Raw genomic sequence first — 16,164 nt, forward strand, 5'->3', positions numbered from 1 at the left:
TCCGTGAGGCCCGAAGGCGTCGCACCTGACACCCCCTCGTCACGGACCCGGGCCGCGCGCGCCCGGGACCGTTCGCGTGCGAGGCGGGGTCAGACGTTGCGGCGGTACTGGCCTCCGGCCTCGAACAGCGCCTCGGTGATCTGGCCGAGTGAGCAGACCCGGGCCGCCTCCATCAGCGCGCCGAACGCGTTCTCCTGGGACATCGCGGCCTCCCTGAGCCGCCGCAGCGCCCCGGGGGCCTCGGCGGCGTGCCGCTCCTGGAACTCCCGCACGCGGGTGAGCTGGTCGTGCTTCTCTTCCTCGGTCCCGCGGGCCAGTTCGAGCGTGCCGTGCTCGGTGGTCCCGGCGGGGTTGCGGAAGGTGTTGACCCCGATGATCGGCAGCGACCCGTCGTGCTTGCGCGTCTCGTACAGCATCGACTCGTCCTGGATGCGCCCGCGCTGGTAGCCGGTCTCCATGGCCCCGAGCACGCCGCCGCGGTCCGACAGCCGCTCGAACTCGGCCAGCACGGCCTCCTCCACCAGGTCGGTGAGGTCGTCGATGATGAACGAGCCCTGCAGCGGGTTCTCGTTGTACGCCAGGCCCCACTCCCGGTTGATGATCATCTGGATGGCCATCGCGCGGCGCACCGAGTCGGCGCTGGGCGTGGTCACCGCCTCGTCGAAGGCGTTGGTGTGCAGGCTGTTGCAGTTGTCGTAGATCGCGATCAGCGCCTGCAGCGTCGTGCGGATGTCGTTGAAGTTCATCTCCTGCGCGTGCAGCGACCGCCCGGAGGTCTGGATGTGGTACTTCAGCTTCTGCGAGCGCTCGCCCGCGCCGTACCGGTCGCGCATGGCGACCGCCCAGATCCGGCGCGCCACCCGGCCGAGCACGCTGTACTCCGGGTCCATGCCGTTGGAGAAGAAGAACGACAGGTTGGGCGCGAAGTCGTCGATCGCCATGCCGCGCGCCAGGTACGCCTCGACGTAGGTGAAGCCGTTGGCCAGCGTGAACGCGAGCTGCGTGATCGGGTTGGCCCCCGCCTCGGCGATGTGGTATCCGGAGATCGACACCGAGTAGAAGTTGCGCACCTCGTTGGCGATGAACCACTCCTGCACGTCGGCCATCATGCGCAGGCTGAAGTCGGTCGAGAAGATGCAGGTGTTCTGCCCCTGGTCCTCCTTGAGGATGTCGGCCTGCACGGTGCCGCGCACGGTGGACAGCGTCCGCGCCCGCACCTCCCGCGCCTCCTCGGCGGTGGGCTCGCGGCCGGCGTCCTCGCGGAAGCGGTCCAGCGCCTGGTCGATCGCGGTGTGCAGGAAGTACGCGAGGATCGTCGGGGCCGGGCCGTTGATGGTCATCGACACCGAGGTGCTCGGCGAGGCCAGGTCGAAGCCGTCGTACAGCGCCTTCATGTCGTCCAGCGTGGCGATCGAGACGCCCGAGGTGCCGACCTTGCCGTACACGTCGGGCCGTTCGTCCGGGTCGTGGCCGTACAGGGTGACCGAGTCGAACGCCGTGGACAGGCGCACGGCGGGCTGGCCGTCCGACAGCATCTTGAAGCGCCGGTTGGTGCGGAACGGGTCGCCCTCGCCGGCGAACATGCGGGTCGGGTCCTCGTCGGCGCGCTTGAAGGGGAACACCCCGGCGGTGAACGGGAAGCGGCCGGGCAGGTTCTCGGCGCGCAGGAACCGCAGCAGCTCGCCGTGGTCGGCGAACCGGGGGAGGGCCACGCGTGGGACGCGGCTGCCTGACAGGGACGTGCGCCACAGCGGCGTGTGCAGCTCCTTGCCCCGCACGGTGACCACCAGCTCGTCGGCGGAGTAGGCCTCCACCGTCTTCGGCCAGTCCTCCAGCAGGGCGCGGGCTTCGGCGGGCAGCTCCCGGTCGGCGCGCTCGTGCAGCGCGTCCACGTCGGCGGTGGCGGCGCCCTCCTCGGCCAGCAGGCGGCGCACCTCGGCCAGTCGCTGGCGCCGGCGGGCCGCCTCGGCCAGCTCCGCGGTGCCCCGGTGGTAGGCGTGGACGGTCTCGGCGATGTCGGAGAGGTAGCGCACCCGGGCCGGCGGGACGATCGCGGCGCCGATGCTGGAGGTCTTCACCTCGGTCGCCGTCAGCAGCCCCGGCCCGTCCGGCAGGCCCTTGTCCCGCAGCGGCCCGAGCAGCGCCTGGTACAGGGCGGTGACCCCGTCGTCGTTGAAGCGCGAGGCGACCGTGCCGTAGACGGGCATCTGGTCGGCCGCGGTCCCGAACGCCTCGCGGTTGCGCACCATCTGGCGCCGCACGTCGCGCAGCGCGTCCTCGGCGCCACGCCGGTCGTACTTGTTGATCGCGACGACATCGGCGAAGTCCAGCATGTCGATCTTCTCGAGCTGGGAGCTCGCGCCGAACTCCGGGGTCATCACGTATAGCGAGACGTCGCTGAACGGGACGATCGCGGCGTCGCCCTGCCCGATGCCCGGGGTCTCGACGATCACCAGGTCGTACCCGGCGGCCCGGCACACGGCGATCACGTCCCCGAGGTGCTCGGGCAGCTCGCGGGAGCCGCGCGTGGCGAGCGAGCGGAAGAACACCCGGCCGCCACCGAGGCTGTTCATGCGGATGCGGTCGCCGAGCAGGGCGCCGCCGCCCCTGCGCCGGGTCGGGTCGACCGCGATCACCGCGACGCGCGGCTTGTCCTCGTAGTCGACGCGCAGCCGGCGGATCAACTCGTCGGTGAGGGAGGATTTGCCCGATCCGCCCGTGCCGGTGATGCCGAGCACCGGCGTGCGGCGCTCCGCCGCCGCCGCCCGCAGCGCGCCGAGATAGGCCTCACCGGCCCGTCCCGACTCCACGAAGGTGATCGCCCGGGCCACCGCCCGCTCGTCGCCGCCCTCCACGGCGGGGGGCTCGGCGCCCTCGGTGAGGTCGACGTCGCACGCTTCGATCATCGTGTTGATCATCCCGGCGAGGCCCAGGCGGTGGCCGTCCTCGGGGGAGAAGATCTTGGCGACGCCGTGCCCCTCCAGCCGGGCGATCTCCTCCTGGACGATCACGCCGCCGCCCCCGCCGTACACCTTGACGTGCCCGGCGCCGCGCTCGCGCAGCAGCTCGACCAGGTAGGTGAAGTACTCGACGTGGCCGCCCTGGTAGGAGCTGATCGCCACGGCCTGCGCGTCCTCCTGGACGGCCGCGGTCACGACCTCCTCGACCGAGCGGTCGTGGCCCAGGTGGATCACCTCGGCGCCCTGGGCCTGCAGGATGCGCCGCATGATGTTGATCGCGGCGTCGTGCCCGTCGAACAGGGCCGCCGCGGTGACCACTCGCACGGGGTTGGCAGGTACGTGCACCGGCGCTCCTCATTCTGAGATACTTGGACGTCCTATTAAATTGTAGGACGTCCAAGTATCCTCCTGCGCCCCGGATCCGGATCGTCATCCACCGTCCGTTCCGGTGTCGCCTCCCGGACGCCGCGGTCCCCGTCCTGGGGCGGTGGCCGCATCGGGCCCGTCCTGCGCCGGGCGGGCGCGCTCGCGCGGCTCGGCGAGCTCAACGACCGGGAGCGCCAGGTGGCGGAGGCCGTCGGGCGGGGGGGTCGAACGCCGAGATCGCCGCGGAGCTCTACATGAGCGTGCCCACCGTCAAGACGCACGTGTCGCGCATCCTGACCAGGCTCGACCTGAACAACCGCGTGCAGATCGCCCTGCTCGTCCACGACGCGGGCGTCCTCGGCCCCTGAGGGCCCGCTCCCGGCCGCCATCTACCTGGCGGCCATCGACCCCGGCCCGGTCCGGCAGGACGTTCCCGCGGACGAGGCGGGCCGCCCGCCGGTGTGACCCGCCTTTGCCGGCGAGTGAGTCGTGTCACCCTTCTTGGCAATCCGTTGGGGCTATGCATAAGGTGTGAAATCGGACAAAAGACGTGTAAACCGGCATCCTGCCGCTCGCCCACGGACACGTCATCCCCCGACATCGCCCACCGGAAAAACCCACGGAAAGTCGCGTCATGAGCCACGGCAGCGGTCACACCCCGCCCGAGCACGCAGTCCCCGAGCATGCGGTCTTCGAGATGGACCTCACCCCGCACGAGTCCCGCCGCCGCGCCGAGGTGATCTCCGCGCTCGGCCCCGGCTGGGATCCCCTCGCGGTCATGCGGGCCGAGGAGGAGGCCTTCGACCTGCTCTACTCCGGCCTGGACGCGCGGCAGCGCGAGACCTACGACATGCTCGTGGCGGCCGGTGTCCTGCCCCGGCGAGAGGCGGGCCGTGCTACCGATTGACCCGCACGCCGACATCGCCCGTCGTGCCTGGATCCCCTGCCCCCGCTGCCGTGACGACCGCGGCTGCGACGACTGCGGCTCGGGCCGCAACTGCCGCGACCACTGGCGCTACCTGCTGAGCAACACCGGCAGCGTCCTGCACGTGCAGTGCCCCGGGTGCGCCCACCTGTGGGACCACGAGTCCCGCTTCGGAGCCGGCGGCCGGCCGCCCTTCCTGCCCTGACTCTGCCCCTGGTCCAGACCTGGGCCTGGCGTCGTCAGGGGGCGGGCAGGGCGGACGGCGCCGGGACGTTCGCGACCGACGCGGCCTCGCCGACGCGCGTGACCCCCGGCACGAGCACCCGCATGATCAGGCCGAACGTGTTGCCGTGCTCGGCGATCAGATGGCTCTGCAGCTCGGGCCAGCGCACGCGTCCGTGAGGATCCCAGCTCGGGACCGCGCAGCGGACGCACAGCCCGGCGTTCTCGCCCACGATGCCGAGCGTGACCTCGCCCGCGGAGATCGTCGTCCCGCCGTCGAACGCCTTCTCGGCGAACGCGGGGGCGTCCAGGTCGAGGTGGACGTTCGGGCGGAAGCGCGTGACGTCGACCTCGGCGCCCATCTCCTCCTCCAGCGCGCGGCGCGACGCCTCGAAGGTGACGTGCACCGTCGGCCCGCGATCCTGCTGGCCGTCGGCCGCGCGCAGGGACAGCGGGACGCCGTACGACTCCGACAGCGCGGCGGGCAGGTCCGGGTCGTCCCAGGCCCAGGCCTCGCCGCCGCGGTACAGGACGGGAGGGCCCGGAGGCTCGGGCGCGCCGTCGCACGTCGCCGGGTAGGCGGCCTCCCACGTTAGCATGGCGGCGTTCTGGCGGACGGTCAGCCGCTTACCGGCCCGGTCGGGACGCTCGTCGATCAGCGCGTACGCGCGGTCGCCCGCCATACCGCGGTGGTCCAGCAGCGCCGAGGACACGAGCTCGCCGCGCAACGACTTCACCGGCCAGCGGTACAGGTCGTGAACGCTCCCCCGATACATGGCTCAGATTTTAGGGGACGCCGGGGACGCCGCGCGGCTGTGCGTGTCGCTCCTGCACCGGGGGCGGCGGCTCGGCTACCTGTGGATCACCGTGGGCGAGCGGCCGCCGACCGCGCCGTACGGGACGCCGCCACCGTCGCCGTGCTGCTGGACGAGCACGAGTTCCCTGGCCGCGAGCGGAGCCGCCGCGTGCTGCGGCGGGTGCCGGGGGACGGTCAGGCCGCGCGGGGGAGGGGCTCGATGAGCTCCAGGGCGACCTCGATGGCCGCCTTCTTGCGGTCCTCATCGCTGAGCCCCTCGTCCGGCAGGACGAACCAGGCGGCGTGCAACGTGAGGATTGCCATCGAGCTCCTGAGGCGGAGCGCCGCCGAGTCGTGCTCCTCGCAGAGGATGCCGTGCACGTTCTTCATGAGGTCACGCATCCTCCCCACCTTGGGATGATCGCGCAGCGCGGTCTGGTTGCGCTCCATGAACCTCATGAACGCGTGGTGGTTGCCGCTGTAGAGGGATTCGGCGTACCGCTGGACGAACTCGCGCCGCGTCTCGAGGGTGCGCGGCTGGTCCTGGGCCCACTTGATCAGACGCTCCATCTCGGCCTGCCGGTCCTTGCCGAGGCTGGCCACGATGTCGTCCTTGGTCTTGAAGTGGTAGTAAAGGGCCGCCTTGGTGACGCCGAGCTCCTCGGCGATCTGCCGCAGCGACGTCGCTTCGTAGCCCTGCTCGGTGAAGAGCTTCAGGGCGATCTCCTGAATGCGAGCCCGCGTGTCAGTATGCTCCCTCATGTCTGTTTTGGAGCACTCCTTCCCTTTAAATTAACTTGACGGCCGACAAGTAAGTTATCTACCTTTGGCAGTATAGTCACTAGCCGGTCGGCAAGTAAGCAACCAACTACCAAGGGGGCTCAAAGGAATGTCGGAGACCGAGGCCGAGATAGTTCCCGGCCGTCGGCGGGAGGTCATGGTCGTCCTGCCCGGCTTGATGCTCGCCATCATGCTGGCCATGCTCGACAACATGATCGTCGGTACCGCGATGCCGCGCATCGTGGGCGAGCTCGGCGGCCTGGCCCATCTCTCCTGGTTGGTGACGGCGTACGTCCTCGGGACCAGCGTCTCGACGCCGATCTGGGGAAAGATCGGTGACTTGTACGGACGCAAGACCATATTCCTGGCGTCCATCGCCATATTCATGGTCGGCTCCGCCCTGTGCGGCATGGCCGGCTCGGACATCTTCGGCGGCACCTCGGGCGGCATGGGCGAGCTCATCGCCTTCCGCGCGATCCAGGGCCTCGGCGCCGGCGGCCTCATGGTCAACGCCATGGCCATCATCGGCGACCTGGTCCCGCCCCGCGAGCGTGGCCGCTACCAGGGCATCATGGCCGCGATCATGGCGCTGGCGATGGTCGCCGGGCCGCTCGTCGGCGGCTTCATCACCGACAACCTGAACTGGCGCTGGGCCTTCTACGTGAACCTGCCCATCGGCGCCGTCGCGTTCGTCTGGCTGCTCCTGCGCCTCCACCTGCCGAAGTACCGCACCGAGCATCGCATCGACTGGCTCGGCGCCGCGCTGCTCGGCGTGGGCATCACGGCTCTGGTCCTCATCACCACCTGGGGTGGCACGGAGTACGCCTGGGGCTCCTGGCAGATCCTCGGGCTCGTCGCCGTGGCCGTGGTGAGCCTGGCGATCTTCATCCCGGTCCAGCGCCGGGTCGCCGAGCCGATCATGCCCCTGCACGTCTTCCGCGACCGGAACTTCACGCTGGTCTCGCTGGTGGGCTTCCTGCTCGGATTCGCCATGTTCGGCGCGATCAACTTCCTGCCGCTCTTCCAGCAGACCGTCCAGGGCGCCTCGGCCACCAACTCCGGTCTGCTGCTCCTGCCGATGATGGCCGGCATGATGGCGGTCTCACTGGTCGCCGGGCAGGCCATCACCCGGACGGGCAAGTACAAGGTGTGGCCCTTGGCCGGCGGCGTGGTCATGGTCGTCGGCATGTGGCTGCTGTCGCTGCAGGACGTCAACACCACGACCTGGCAGACCGGCCTGTTCATCGCCGTGCTCGGCCTCGGCATGGGCGGCCTGATGCAGACCACGATGCTGATCGCGCAGAACAGCGTCGAGCAGAAGGACCTCGGCGTGGCCAGCAGCGCCGCCACCTTCTTCCGCTCCATCGGCGGCTCGTTCGGCGTCTCGCTCTTCGGGGCCATCTTCAACCACCACCTGACGTCCAACCTGACCGACAGGCTCGGGCCGCAGGCGGCGCAGATGGCGCAGGGGGGCAACAGCGCTCGCCTGGACCCCACCGCGCTGGCCGCGCTCCCCGCGCAGGTCCGCGAGGGCTTCCTCTCGTCGCTGGCCGACTCCATCTCCAGCGTGTTCTTCTGGGCCATCTTCATCTCGATCCTGGTGCCGGTGTTCGCGGCCTTCATCAAGCAGATCCCGCTGCGCTCCGGCCCCGCCGCCCCGGGCTCGGCGCCGAAGGACGGCACGGGCGACGTCGCCAAGGACGCGATGCCCGTCGCGGCCTTCGACTGAGACGCCGCTGAGACGCGCTGAGACGCCGTCTCCCGCCCCCGCTTCGCCGCGGCCGTGACCACCTCCGTGGTCACGGCCGTCGCCTTTCCCGCCAAAGCTGGATATAGGCGGACACGTCATCGCTTGTTCCCGGCAGGCGCCTGGCAAGCGCCCTGCAAGCGATCCCTTCTAGCGTCGGGCGTACCCCCTGCGAGAACCCGGCGGGACCCACGGAGACCCGCCAGAACGAGGAGCCCGACGTGTCCACCACAGCCCTGATGGTGCTCATATTCGGCGTGATCGCCCTGGTCTTCGGCGGTGTCGGTCTCGGCGCGCTGATGTCGGCCCGCGACTTCCGCCGCATCGCGCAGCGCGTCCCCGGGGAGGTCGTGCGGCTGCGCGAGAGCCGCGACAGCGAAGGATCCGTCTACTATCCGACCATCCGCTTCATGACGCTGAACGGGCAGTACGTCGAGGCCGAGACCCACTTCGGGAGCAACCCGCCCCCGGCCCGCGTCGGCGGCCGGGTGACCGTGCTCTACGACCCGGCCAGGCCGGACCGCATCCGCCTGGAGGGCTTCTGGGCCGGCGGCAAGCTCATCGGCGTCCTGTTCGCGTCGCTGGGCCTCGTGTTCCTGGTGGTCGCGGCGGCCATAGCCGCCTTCAGCCCCTGATCCACCCCGAACCCGCCGATCCGCAACGTCCGCCTGAAAGGCGCCCCGAACCCGCCGAGCCGGAGGCTCGGCCATAAGCAGGGACTTCTCGGAAGTCTCTGGCGAATATATGGTTAGTTAGCGTAAGCAACTAACCCGCTGAAAGGTCGCCCGTGCGGACGAAGCACTATCACTGGGTGGCGCTGAGCAACACCACGCTGGGAATGCTGCTCGCCACCGTCAACTCCTCGATCGTGATCATCTCGCTGCCGGCCATCTTCCGTGGCATCCACCTCGATCCACTCAAACCCGGCAACGTCAGCTACCTGCTGTGGATCCTGATGGGGTACATGCTCGTCTCGGCCGTCCTGGTCGTGACGCTCGGCCGCCTCGGGGACATGTTCGGCCGTGTACGCATGTACAACGCGGGGTTCGCCGTCTTCACCGTCGGCACCCTCGCGCTCTCCCTCGACCCGTTCCAGGCCGACGCCGGCGCGATGTGGCTGATCGGCTGGCGGGTCTTCCAGGGGATCGGCGGCGCGCTGCTCATGGCCAACTCCGCCGCCATCCTCACCGACGCCTTCCCGCCCGACCGGCGCGGCATGGCCATCGGCGTCAACCAGGTCGCCGCCATCGCGGGCAGCTTCTTCGGCCTGGTCGCGGGCGGGCTGCTCAGCGAGATCAACTGGCGGCTGGTCTTCTTCGCCTCCGCGCCCATCGGCATCGCCGGGACGGTCTGGGCCTACAGGTCCCTGCGCGAGACCGTCCGCCGCACCTCCGGCGCCCGCGTCGACTGGCTGGGCAACGCGACCTTCGCCGTCGGCCTCACGGCGCTGCTGGCCGGGGTCACCTACGGCATCCAGCCGTACGGCGGTCACCCCATGGGCTGGACGAACCCGTGGGTGCTCGCCGGTGTCGTCGGCGGCACCGCCGTGCTCGGCGCGTTCTGCGTGATCGAGACCCGGGTCGCCCAGCCGATGTTCCACCTGGAGTTGTTCCGCATCCGTGCCTTCGTGGCCGGCAACTCGGCGGGGCTGCTCACCGCCATCGCCCGCGGCGGCATGCAGTTCATGCTGATCATCTGGCTGCAGGGCATCTGGCTGCCGCTGCACGGCTACCGCTTCGAGGAGACCCCGCTGTGGGCGGGCATCTACCTGCTGCCGCTGACGGTCGGCTTCCTGGTGGCCGGTCCGCTGTCGGGCCACCTGTCGGACCGGCACGGTGCGCGGGCGCTGTCCTCCGGCGGGCTGGTGCTGTCCGCGCTGGCCTTCACCGGGCTTCTGCTCATCCCCACCGACTTCCCGTACTGGCTGTTCGGCGTGCTGATCTTCCTGAACGGCGTGGGGTCGGGCCTGTTCGCCGCGCCCAACTCCACCGCGATCATGAACGCCGTCCCCGCGGGGCAGCGCGGCGTGGCCTCCGGCATGGGCGCGACGTTCACCAACGCCGGCATGGTCCTGTCCATCGGCGTATTCTTCTCGCTGATGATCGCGGGCCTGGCCGACACCCTGCCCCGCACGCTCACCGCCGGCCTCGCCGAGCATGGCGTGCCGTCCGCGATCGCCGCCCAGATCGGGAACCTGCCCCCGGTCGGCACGCTGTTCGCGGCGTTCCTCGGCTACAACCCGATCGAGAGCCTGCTCGCCCCCACCGGCACGCTCGCCCCCGCCGACGCCGGGACGCTCACCGGCGGGTCCTACTTCCCGAACCTCATCTCCGGCCCGTTCCACCACGGCCTGGTCATCGTGTTCACGCTCGCGATCGCCATCTCGCTGCTCGCCGCCCTCGCCTCGCTGCTGCGCGGAGGCCGTTATGTGCACGAGGATGAGCCCACGCCCCGGAAGGTGGTCGCCGTGGGCGAGTCATGACCGCGCGCAGTGGAAGGCCTCATGATCGAAGAATCCCCCGGCGTCACCGTCACCGACGCCGAACTCGCCGACCGTCTGCGGAAGGCCCTGGCCCGCCTGTCGCGGCGGGCCCGCCAGCAGGTCCCGCAGGCGCTCACGGTGAGCCAGGTCTCCACGCTGTCGGCCGTGGACGCCCTGGGCCCGGTCCGCCTGGTCGACCTCGCCGCCCACGAGGGCGTCAGCGCCCCCACGCAGAGCAGGCTGGTCGGCAGCCTGGAGACCCTGAACCTGCTGACCCGCGCGCCCGACCGCGCCGATCGCCGCGCGTCCCTCCTCACCCTCACCGAGGAGGGACGCGCGCGGTTGGCCCAGCTCCGCGACGACCGCTCGGCGTTCTTCACCGCCCGGGTCGCCGCGCTGCCGCCCGGCCAGCGCGCCGCGCTCGCCGCCGCTCTGCCCGCGTTGGAGTCGCTGGCCGCGCCATGATCGCAAGGGTGATTTTCTTCATGATTCCCCCAGGTAGTAGCGTCGGATCATGCGACTAGGCGTCCTCGACATCGGTTCGAACACGGTGCATCTTCTGGTGGTGGACGCCCACAGGGGCGCGCAACCGCTGCCCGCGTACTCGCACAAGGCCGAGATGCGGCTGGCCGAGCACCTCCACGACGGCGAAACGCTGTCCTCGCAGGGGGAGCGCGAGCTGCGCCGGTTCATCGAGGAGTCGCTGCGCATCGCCGAGGACAAGGGCGTGGAGGACATCATGGCCTTCGCCACCTCGGCGGTGCGCGAGGCGTCCAACGGCGAGGACGTGCTCGGCCGCCTGCGCGACATCACCGGTGTCGACCTGCAGGTCCTGTCCGGGCAGGACGAGGCCCGGCTGACGTTCCTGGCGGTGCGGCGCTGGTTCGGCTGGTCCTCCGGCAGGCTGCTGGTGGTGGACATCGGCGGCGGGTCCCTGGAGATCGCCTCCGGTGTCGAGGAGGCGCCGGACGTCGCCGTCTCGCTGCCACTCGGCGCGGGACGGCTGACGCGCCGCTGGTTCACCGCCGACCCGCCGCCCGCCGGGGAGATCCGCGCCATGCGCCGGCAGGTGCGCGCCCAGATCGGCAGGGTGGTCGGCGACGTCGTCAAGTACGGCAGGCCCGACCACGCGGTTGCGACGTCCAAGACGTTCAAGCAGCTCGCCCGCATCGCCGGCGCCGCGCCCTCCGGCGAGGGCACCTACGTCAAGCGGACGCTGAGCCACAAGAGCCTGTCCGGCTGGACCGAGCGGCTCGCCGGGATGACCAACGCCCAGCGCGCCGGGCTCCCCGGCGTCTCCGCCGGCCGCGCGCCGCAACTCCTGGCCGGCGCGATCGTCGCCGACGCCACCATGGACCTGTTCGGGCTCGGCGAGCTGGAGATCTGCCCGTGGGCCCTGCGCGAGGGCGTGATCCTGCGCCGTCTGGACCGCATGCCCGGCACGTGAGACGCCCGGCGTCGCTTCCGTAACGCAAACACCGCGAACGGCGCGCCGGCCCGGCGGAATCAGTACGTTCACCAGCGGGGGACGAAGTGTGAGCGTGCCCGGCGCGGGCACGAGTCCCACGCCACAACACAAGAGAAGGGGGCGATGATGGAGGTCATCGGCGCGGCCTTGACAGTTCTGGCCGTCCTGATGCTCGCGGGACTCGCCCTGATATTCATCGCCGTGGTGACGCTGATCCTTCTGGCGCTGATGGCCTCGGCCACCAGCCCCGAGCCCGACCTCACGCCCGCCCCGCGTCCGGAGCCGCCGGGAACGTTCCCGGCGGCCTCGCCGGCCCCCCGGCCGGTTCAGGAGCGCAGGGACGGCCGCGTGAAGGCGGGCCCGGCCAGGGGCGTCGTCATCCGGAGGGAGGGCCACCCGGGAGTCTCGTGAGGTGGATCGCACGCCCGCGCCGGGGTCAGCGAAGCGGCGCCGCCTCGACACGGTGCGCGGACAGATGGGCCAGAACGGCCTGGTTGGCCTCCCACCCGTCGGGGAACTTCACCGGGACGTTCAAGCGGACCGGCTCGGCCGAGGGATGCGCGTCGAGCAGTTCGGGGATCCCGGCGCGGGCGACGACCACGCACGCGTGCCGATGCCGCGAGGTCAGCACGCACAGCCGACCGGACTCCAGGTGGAAGGCCGTCGCGTCCCTGCGCCCCGACAGCGGGTGCAGGACGATCGTGACGTCGTACTCGCGGCCCTGCAGCCGGTTGGCGGTGTCGACGGTCACCCCCGGCGGGGGCCCGGCGGCCAGGATCGCGGCCACCTGGTCGCGGTGCGCCGCCCCGATCGCGATGCGCTCGGCCGTCACCGGCCGCTCGCCGCGCTCGGAGATCGCCACCGGCGCGCGCTGCACGAGCCTCGTGGCCAGCAGGGCGACGGCCTGGACCGCCTCGGCGTCGGTGCGCAGGGTGTGCCGGCTCGGCAGCTCGTACAGCGCCCAGCCGTGGGAGGCGGCCTCCTCCAGCGCGCGGTCGTAGGCGGTGCGCATGCCGCCGGCCTGGAACTCCAAGCGCCGCTCGCCGGGCTCGGTGCCCGCGCGAAAGCCCGTGAACGGGTAGAACGCATCGGACACCACCGGCGCGGCCGAGGCGGGCAGCCGCCAGGACACCGGCAGCCGGTGCACGGGCAGGTCGGGGTTGTGGCGCAGCAGCACGGCCACCGCGCTCTGCAGCGGATCCCACGACAGGCCGGCCCAGCGGTCGCCGTCCACGACCGAGAACGGGTCGAGCTGGCCCGGGTCGCCCACGAACAGCGCCCGCTCGAACATGCCCGCGACGCGCAGCAGCTTGTCCGAGCGCATCTGGTACGCCTCGTCCACGATCGCCCACGGCCAGGTGCGGTCGCCCGCCCACGCCCATTTGTCCGCGGTGGCCACCACCACGGCGGGGTCGCCGAGGTCGGGCAGCTTGGTGCCCACGGACGCCTTGCCCAGAACCCGCTCGGGCATGACGTAGTCGGACGCCGACAGCCGGCCGAGCGGCAGGTCCGGGTGCTCCTCGGCCAGGCGGACGATCAGGTCGTCCACCTGCTCGTTGGTCTGCGCGACGATCATCAGCGGCTCGCCGGTCGCGGCCAGATGCCCGGCCGCGCGCACCACCAGCGTCGACTTCCCCGCGCCCGGCGGCGAGTCGACGACCACGCCCCGGTTCCGGGGCAGGTCGTCCAGCACGGCGTCGACCACGGCCGCCGCCTCCGCCGCGGGGGAGAGCATCCCGCCGATCACGGCCACTCCTCCCGGCCGCCGCGCGGGGCCGCCGCTCGTGTCACGCGTGTCACCAGGAGGCGATCGCTCTGGTTCACGACCATTCCTCCTGATCGTCCTCAGGGCTCGGGACGTACTCCGGCGGCGGGCCGCCGTGCGTCCAGGGGGTCTCCTCGGAGGCGGGCAGGCTCGCGGGCGGCTGGTACTCGTCGCTGAGTGCGGCGTAGCAGACCTGGTCGCCGGACTCCGGGACCGCGCCCGGGGTCGCGACCTTGCCGCGACCCATGCCCTTGACGATCTTCAGGGTGACCAGCTCGCCGTCGACCTCCACGACCTCGGCCTGCTGGCCGCGCCGCTCCGGGGTGCCCAGCTTCGCGCCGGCCGCCAGCCGCACCGGGTCGCCCGTCCGCACGGTGACCAGCGGCCGCAGCTTGCGCCCCCGGCCCTCGCCCTCGGCGTTGGCGGGGTCGGACGCGACGACCGTGCCGGTGAACGCCTCGCCGGTCAGCCGGTAGGCGGCCATCAGCAGCGGGTCGTCGTAGGCGCGCTGGGCGTCGTAGGACGCCTGCGCGCGCTCCATGCGGGCCAGCCGGGACGCCGCCGGCACCGCGCCGTCGTGCTTGGGCTGCGGCGGCCCGCCCTCGGCGACCTGCTCGGCGAAGGCGGTGAACGACCCGCGGTCGAGCTCCCACCGCGCCGACGCGCCCCTGCCCTCGGGCAGCCCGCGCAGCAGGTCCACGGCGCGCCACATCAGCCGCCACGTCGGGTCGAGCTGCGTGCGCACCGCCTCGGCGACCCGCGCGGTCGCGCGGTCGCCCGGCGCCTCCTCGTACGCCCGGATCGCCGGCGCCAGCACCTCGGCGTCGAAACCGGGGTCGGTGGCCGGGCCCGCGGGCGGCCAGACCAGCGGGTCCTCGGCCTCCCTGGCCGCCTCCGCCCCGGTCGTGCCCGGCGGCGGGTCGATCCAGCCGACCAGCGACGCGAGGTTGGCGTCCTCCAGCGCGCTCTGGCCCGTGGCCCAGTGCAGCGACAGCGCCTCGGTGACCGCCGGCAGCAGCGCCGAGCCCGGGTGGCGCGCCCGCTGGGCGAAGAACGTGAGCCACCGGCCGAGGACCGGCACCGACGGGTGGACGGCGTGCGGGCCCTCCGCGCGGCGGAACCGCGTCGAGCGGCCGAGCAGCAGCGTGAACGCCAGCGCGGCGCGGTTCGGGACCAGCAGCTGCGGCGCGTCGGCGCACCGCTCGTACGGCTCGGCGCCGCGCCGCTCCACCGTCTCGGTCTCCTTCAGGAAGCCCTCGACGTACGGCAGGACGATCTGCGCCAGCTCGGCCGCGAACGCGAACCGCAGATCCCGGTCGCGCGGCTGCGGCACCACCAGCAGGTGGGGATGGCCCGGGTCGGTGCCCGCCATGGCGGCCAGCGGCGCGGCGGCCTCGCCGGCCAGCCGCAGCGGGATGAACACCATGGGCCGCTCCGACAGGTGGCAGTGGCGCACGGTGGCGAGCCGCTGGGCCGTCCCGGTGCGCACGGCGCGCAGGCGGGCGAGGGCGGCCAGCGTGCTCATCCCGCCTCCGCGTAGACGCCGTAGATGCCGTCGGCCAGGCGCAGCAGGCGGGCGATCTCCTCTTGGCCCTCGCCGGGCGTCAGGGTGCCGTCGGCGAGGCCGAGCGCCTCCGACACCGTCGCCACCCCGCCGAGCGCGTCGCGGACCTGGCGTCCCAGCAGCTCGGTCGACCCCTCGGCCGCGGCCTCGTCCCGGCAGAAGAAGCACAGGTCGCACGTGGACAGGCACTCGGGCGCGTACCGCGCGCCGACCGCGCCCACCGCCTCGCGCAGCTCGCTCACCGGGCGCGTCGGCACGCCGTCGGCGTCCGGCGCCAGGTCGAAGGTCAGGTCCTCGGGCAGCGTGTCGGCGATGGCGCCGACCTTGGCCATGCGCGAGAGCTGCCTGCGCAGCACCGCCAGCTCCCTGCGCACGTCCAGCAGCGTGCCCGCCGGGCGGTTCGCGAAGTTCTCCGGGCACACCAGCACGACCTCGTGCGACACGCGGGCCGGGTCGTGCCCGAGCTCCGCCAGCATGTTCCGCAGCGCCAGCACGTACACCGCGGCCTGGCGCGCCGCCGCGGCCACCTTGTCCGGCTCGGCCTGGCCGTCGACGATCGCGAACGACTTGATCTCCACGATGTGGAACCGGCCCGCGAGCCGGAACGCGACGACGTCCGGCTCCAGGTAGGAGGTGTGCCCGGCGATCTCCAGCCGCAGCAGCGGGTGGTCGTACAGCGTGCCCGCCTCGTCGTCGTCACGGGCGGCCCGGTCGATGAGCTTGAGCGTGTGGGCGTGGCGCAGGTGCGCCGACGGGTTGCCGCCGATGTCGCCGAGGTCGGTGTAGGCGGCGAGGGGGATCGGCAGGCCCAGCAGCTCGCGAAGCAGCCGCAGCAGCTCGGCGCAGCCGGAGTCCTTCACCAGGGCCTCGAACGCGTTGCCCCGGGTGATCGCGAACGGCGACCGGCCGAACGGGGCGGGGAACCCCAGATGGGTCGCGGTCGCGTCCTTGTCGATCCCCGCGGCGTCCATCACCGCGCGCCGCCCGCACCCGGGGTTGGCCGCCAGCGCGGCGATCGCCCGCGCGTCGTGCGGCCGCGCGGGCACGGCGCCGCGCAACCGGTCGAACCGCTCCACCTCACACCTCTCT

Annotated in this window: 15 protein-coding genes and 1 pseudogene; 10 read left to right on the plus strand and 6 right to left on the minus strand. The window is 72.0% G+C overall.

Features of this window, described 5'->3' with window-relative positions; all coding sequences use genetic code 11:
- Window positions 1-89: 89 nt before the first annotated feature.
- Window positions 90-3,305, minus strand: a complete 3,216-nt coding sequence (gene icmF, locus AB0M95_RS12515; RefSeq protein WP_363762719.1) for a fused isobutyryl-CoA mutase/GTPase IcmF — start codon at window positions 3,303-3,305, stop codon at window positions 90-92.
- A 180-nt stretch (window positions 3,306-3,485) separates the two neighbouring features.
- Here icmF and AB0M95_RS12520 point away from each other — a divergent pair.
- From AB0M95_RS12520 to AB0M95_RS12530, 3 genes and pseudogenes are all read left to right on the plus strand, one after another.
- Window positions 3,486-3,694, plus strand: a pseudogene (locus AB0M95_RS12520) (LuxR C-terminal-related transcriptional regulator); the annotation flags it as partial.
- 266 nt (window positions 3,695-3,960) lie between these two features.
- On the plus strand, window positions 3,961-4,233 hold the full coding sequence (locus AB0M95_RS12525; protein WP_358523535.1) for a DUF6400 family protein: 273 nt from the start codon (window positions 3,961-3,963) through the stop codon (window positions 4,231-4,233).
- Complete coding sequence (locus AB0M95_RS12530) at window positions 4,220-4,456, plus strand: hypothetical protein (protein ID WP_358523533.1); 237 nt, start codon at window positions 4,220-4,222, stop codon at window positions 4,454-4,456. Before AB0M95_RS12525 ends, AB0M95_RS12530 begins: the two co-directional genes overlap by 14 nt.
- A gap of 34 nt (window positions 4,457-4,490) precedes the next feature.
- On the opposite strand, the gene AB0M95_RS12535 is transcribed toward AB0M95_RS12530, so the two are convergent.
- Window positions 4,491-5,249 (minus strand): MOSC N-terminal beta barrel domain-containing protein, encoded by a 759-nt coding sequence (locus AB0M95_RS12535; RefSeq protein WP_363762723.1) that lies wholly within the window; start codon window positions 5,247-5,249, stop codon window positions 4,491-4,493.
- Here AB0M95_RS12535 and AB0M95_RS12540 point away from each other — a divergent pair.
- Window positions 5,248-5,493, plus strand: coding sequence for a hypothetical protein (locus tag AB0M95_RS12540; protein ID WP_363762726.1), 246 nt, complete (start codon window positions 5,248-5,250; stop codon window positions 5,491-5,493). The genes AB0M95_RS12535 and AB0M95_RS12540 overlap by 2 nt on opposite strands.
- Here the strand turns inward: AB0M95_RS12540 and AB0M95_RS12545 are convergent.
- Window positions 5,465-6,031, minus strand: a complete 567-nt coding sequence (locus tag AB0M95_RS12545; RefSeq protein ID WP_363762729.1) for a helix-turn-helix domain-containing protein — start codon at window positions 6,029-6,031, stop codon at window positions 5,465-5,467. The two genes, AB0M95_RS12540 and AB0M95_RS12545, sit on opposite strands and share 29 nt — an antisense overlap.
- A gap of 127 nt (window positions 6,032-6,158) precedes the next feature.
- Between AB0M95_RS12545 and AB0M95_RS12550 the strand changes: the two genes are divergently transcribed.
- The 6 genes from AB0M95_RS12550 to AB0M95_RS12575 all read left to right on the plus strand — a co-directional run bounded on the left by AB0M95_RS12550 (window position 6,159) and on the right by AB0M95_RS12575 (window position 12,157).
- Window positions 6,159-7,778: an MDR family MFS transporter gene (locus AB0M95_RS12550; RefSeq protein ID WP_363762732.1), complete on the plus strand. Its 1,620-nt coding sequence runs from the start codon at window positions 6,159-6,161 to the stop codon at window positions 7,776-7,778.
- A gap of 239 nt (window positions 7,779-8,017) precedes the next feature.
- Complete coding sequence (locus AB0M95_RS12555; RefSeq protein ID WP_363762735.1) at window positions 8,018-8,431, plus strand: DUF3592 domain-containing protein; 414 nt, start codon at window positions 8,018-8,020, stop codon at window positions 8,429-8,431.
- Window positions 8,432-8,583: 152 nt separating this feature from the next.
- Window positions 8,584-10,278: an MFS transporter gene (locus AB0M95_RS12560; RefSeq protein WP_363762738.1), complete on the plus strand. Its 1,695-nt coding sequence runs from the start codon at window positions 8,584-8,586 to the stop codon at window positions 10,276-10,278.
- A gap of 21 nt (window positions 10,279-10,299) precedes the next feature.
- Complete coding sequence (locus AB0M95_RS12565; protein ID WP_363762742.1) at window positions 10,300-10,743, plus strand: MarR family transcriptional regulator; 444 nt, start codon at window positions 10,300-10,302, stop codon at window positions 10,741-10,743.
- A gap of 49 nt (window positions 10,744-10,792) precedes the next feature.
- Window positions 10,793-11,725 (plus strand): Ppx/GppA phosphatase family protein, encoded by a 933-nt coding sequence (locus AB0M95_RS12570; RefSeq protein ID WP_363762745.1) that lies wholly within the window; start codon window positions 10,793-10,795, stop codon window positions 11,723-11,725.
- Window positions 11,726-11,869: 144 nt separating this feature from the next.
- Window positions 11,870-12,157, plus strand: coding sequence for a hypothetical protein (locus AB0M95_RS12575; RefSeq protein ID WP_363762748.1), 288 nt, complete (start codon window positions 11,870-11,872; stop codon window positions 12,155-12,157).
- Window positions 12,158-12,182: 25 nt separating this feature from the next.
- Here AB0M95_RS12575 and AB0M95_RS12580 read toward each other — a convergent pair whose 3' ends face one another.
- From AB0M95_RS12580 to AB0M95_RS12590, 3 genes are all read right to left on the minus strand, one after another.
- Window positions 12,183-13,493: a helicase gene (locus AB0M95_RS12580; protein ID WP_363762751.1), complete on the minus strand. Its 1,311-nt coding sequence runs from the start codon at window positions 13,491-13,493 to the stop codon at window positions 12,183-12,185.
- Between the two features lie 73 nt (window positions 13,494-13,566).
- A complete protein-coding gene (locus tag AB0M95_RS12585) occupies window positions 13,567-15,036 on the minus strand; it encodes a hypothetical protein (RefSeq protein ID WP_363762754.1) in 1,470 nt (489 codons plus the stop codon).
- Window positions 15,033-16,151, minus strand: coding sequence for a hypothetical protein (locus AB0M95_RS12590; RefSeq protein ID WP_363762757.1), 1,119 nt, complete (start codon window positions 16,149-16,151; stop codon window positions 15,033-15,035). The genes AB0M95_RS12585 and AB0M95_RS12590 overlap by 4 nt, the downstream gene beginning before the upstream one ends.
- Window positions 16,152-16,164: the final 13 nt, after the last annotated feature.

Origin of the sequence: Sphaerisporangium sp. NPDC051017 (assembly GCF_040683095.1) — a bacterium.
In the GTDB taxonomy this organism is placed as follows: Bacteria; Actinomycetota; Actinomycetes; order Streptosporangiales; family Streptosporangiaceae; genus Sphaerisporangium.

Coding starts and splice junctions, on each gene's coding strand:
- AB0M95_RS12525 (WP_358523535.1), top strand. CDS start 3,961: ATGAGCCACGGCAGCGGTCACACCCCGCCCGAGCACGCAGTCCCCGAG.
- AB0M95_RS12545 (WP_363762729.1), bottom strand. CDS start 6,031: ATGAGGGAGCATACTGACACGCGGGCTCGCATTCAGGAGATCGCCCTG.
- AB0M95_RS12535 (WP_363762723.1), bottom strand. CDS start 5,249: ATGTATCGGGGGAGCGTTCACGACCTGTACCGCTGGCCGGTGAAGTCG.
- AB0M95_RS12540 (WP_363762726.1), top strand. CDS start 5,248: ATGGCTCAGATTTTAGGGGACGCCGGGGACGCCGCGCGGCTGTGCGTG.
- AB0M95_RS12550 (WP_363762732.1), top strand. CDS start 6,159: ATGTCGGAGACCGAGGCCGAGATAGTTCCCGGCCGTCGGCGGGAGGTC.
- AB0M95_RS12570 (WP_363762745.1), top strand. CDS start 10,793: ATGCGACTAGGCGTCCTCGACATCGGTTCGAACACGGTGCATCTTCTG.
- AB0M95_RS12565 (WP_363762742.1), top strand. CDS start 10,300: ATGATCGAAGAATCCCCCGGCGTCACCGTCACCGACGCCGAACTCGCC.
- AB0M95_RS12585 (WP_363762754.1), bottom strand. CDS start 15,036: ATGAGCACGCTGGCCGCCCTCGCCCGCCTGCGCGCCGTGCGCACCGGG.
- AB0M95_RS12575 (WP_363762748.1), top strand. CDS start 11,870: ATGATGGAGGTCATCGGCGCGGCCTTGACAGTTCTGGCCGTCCTGATG.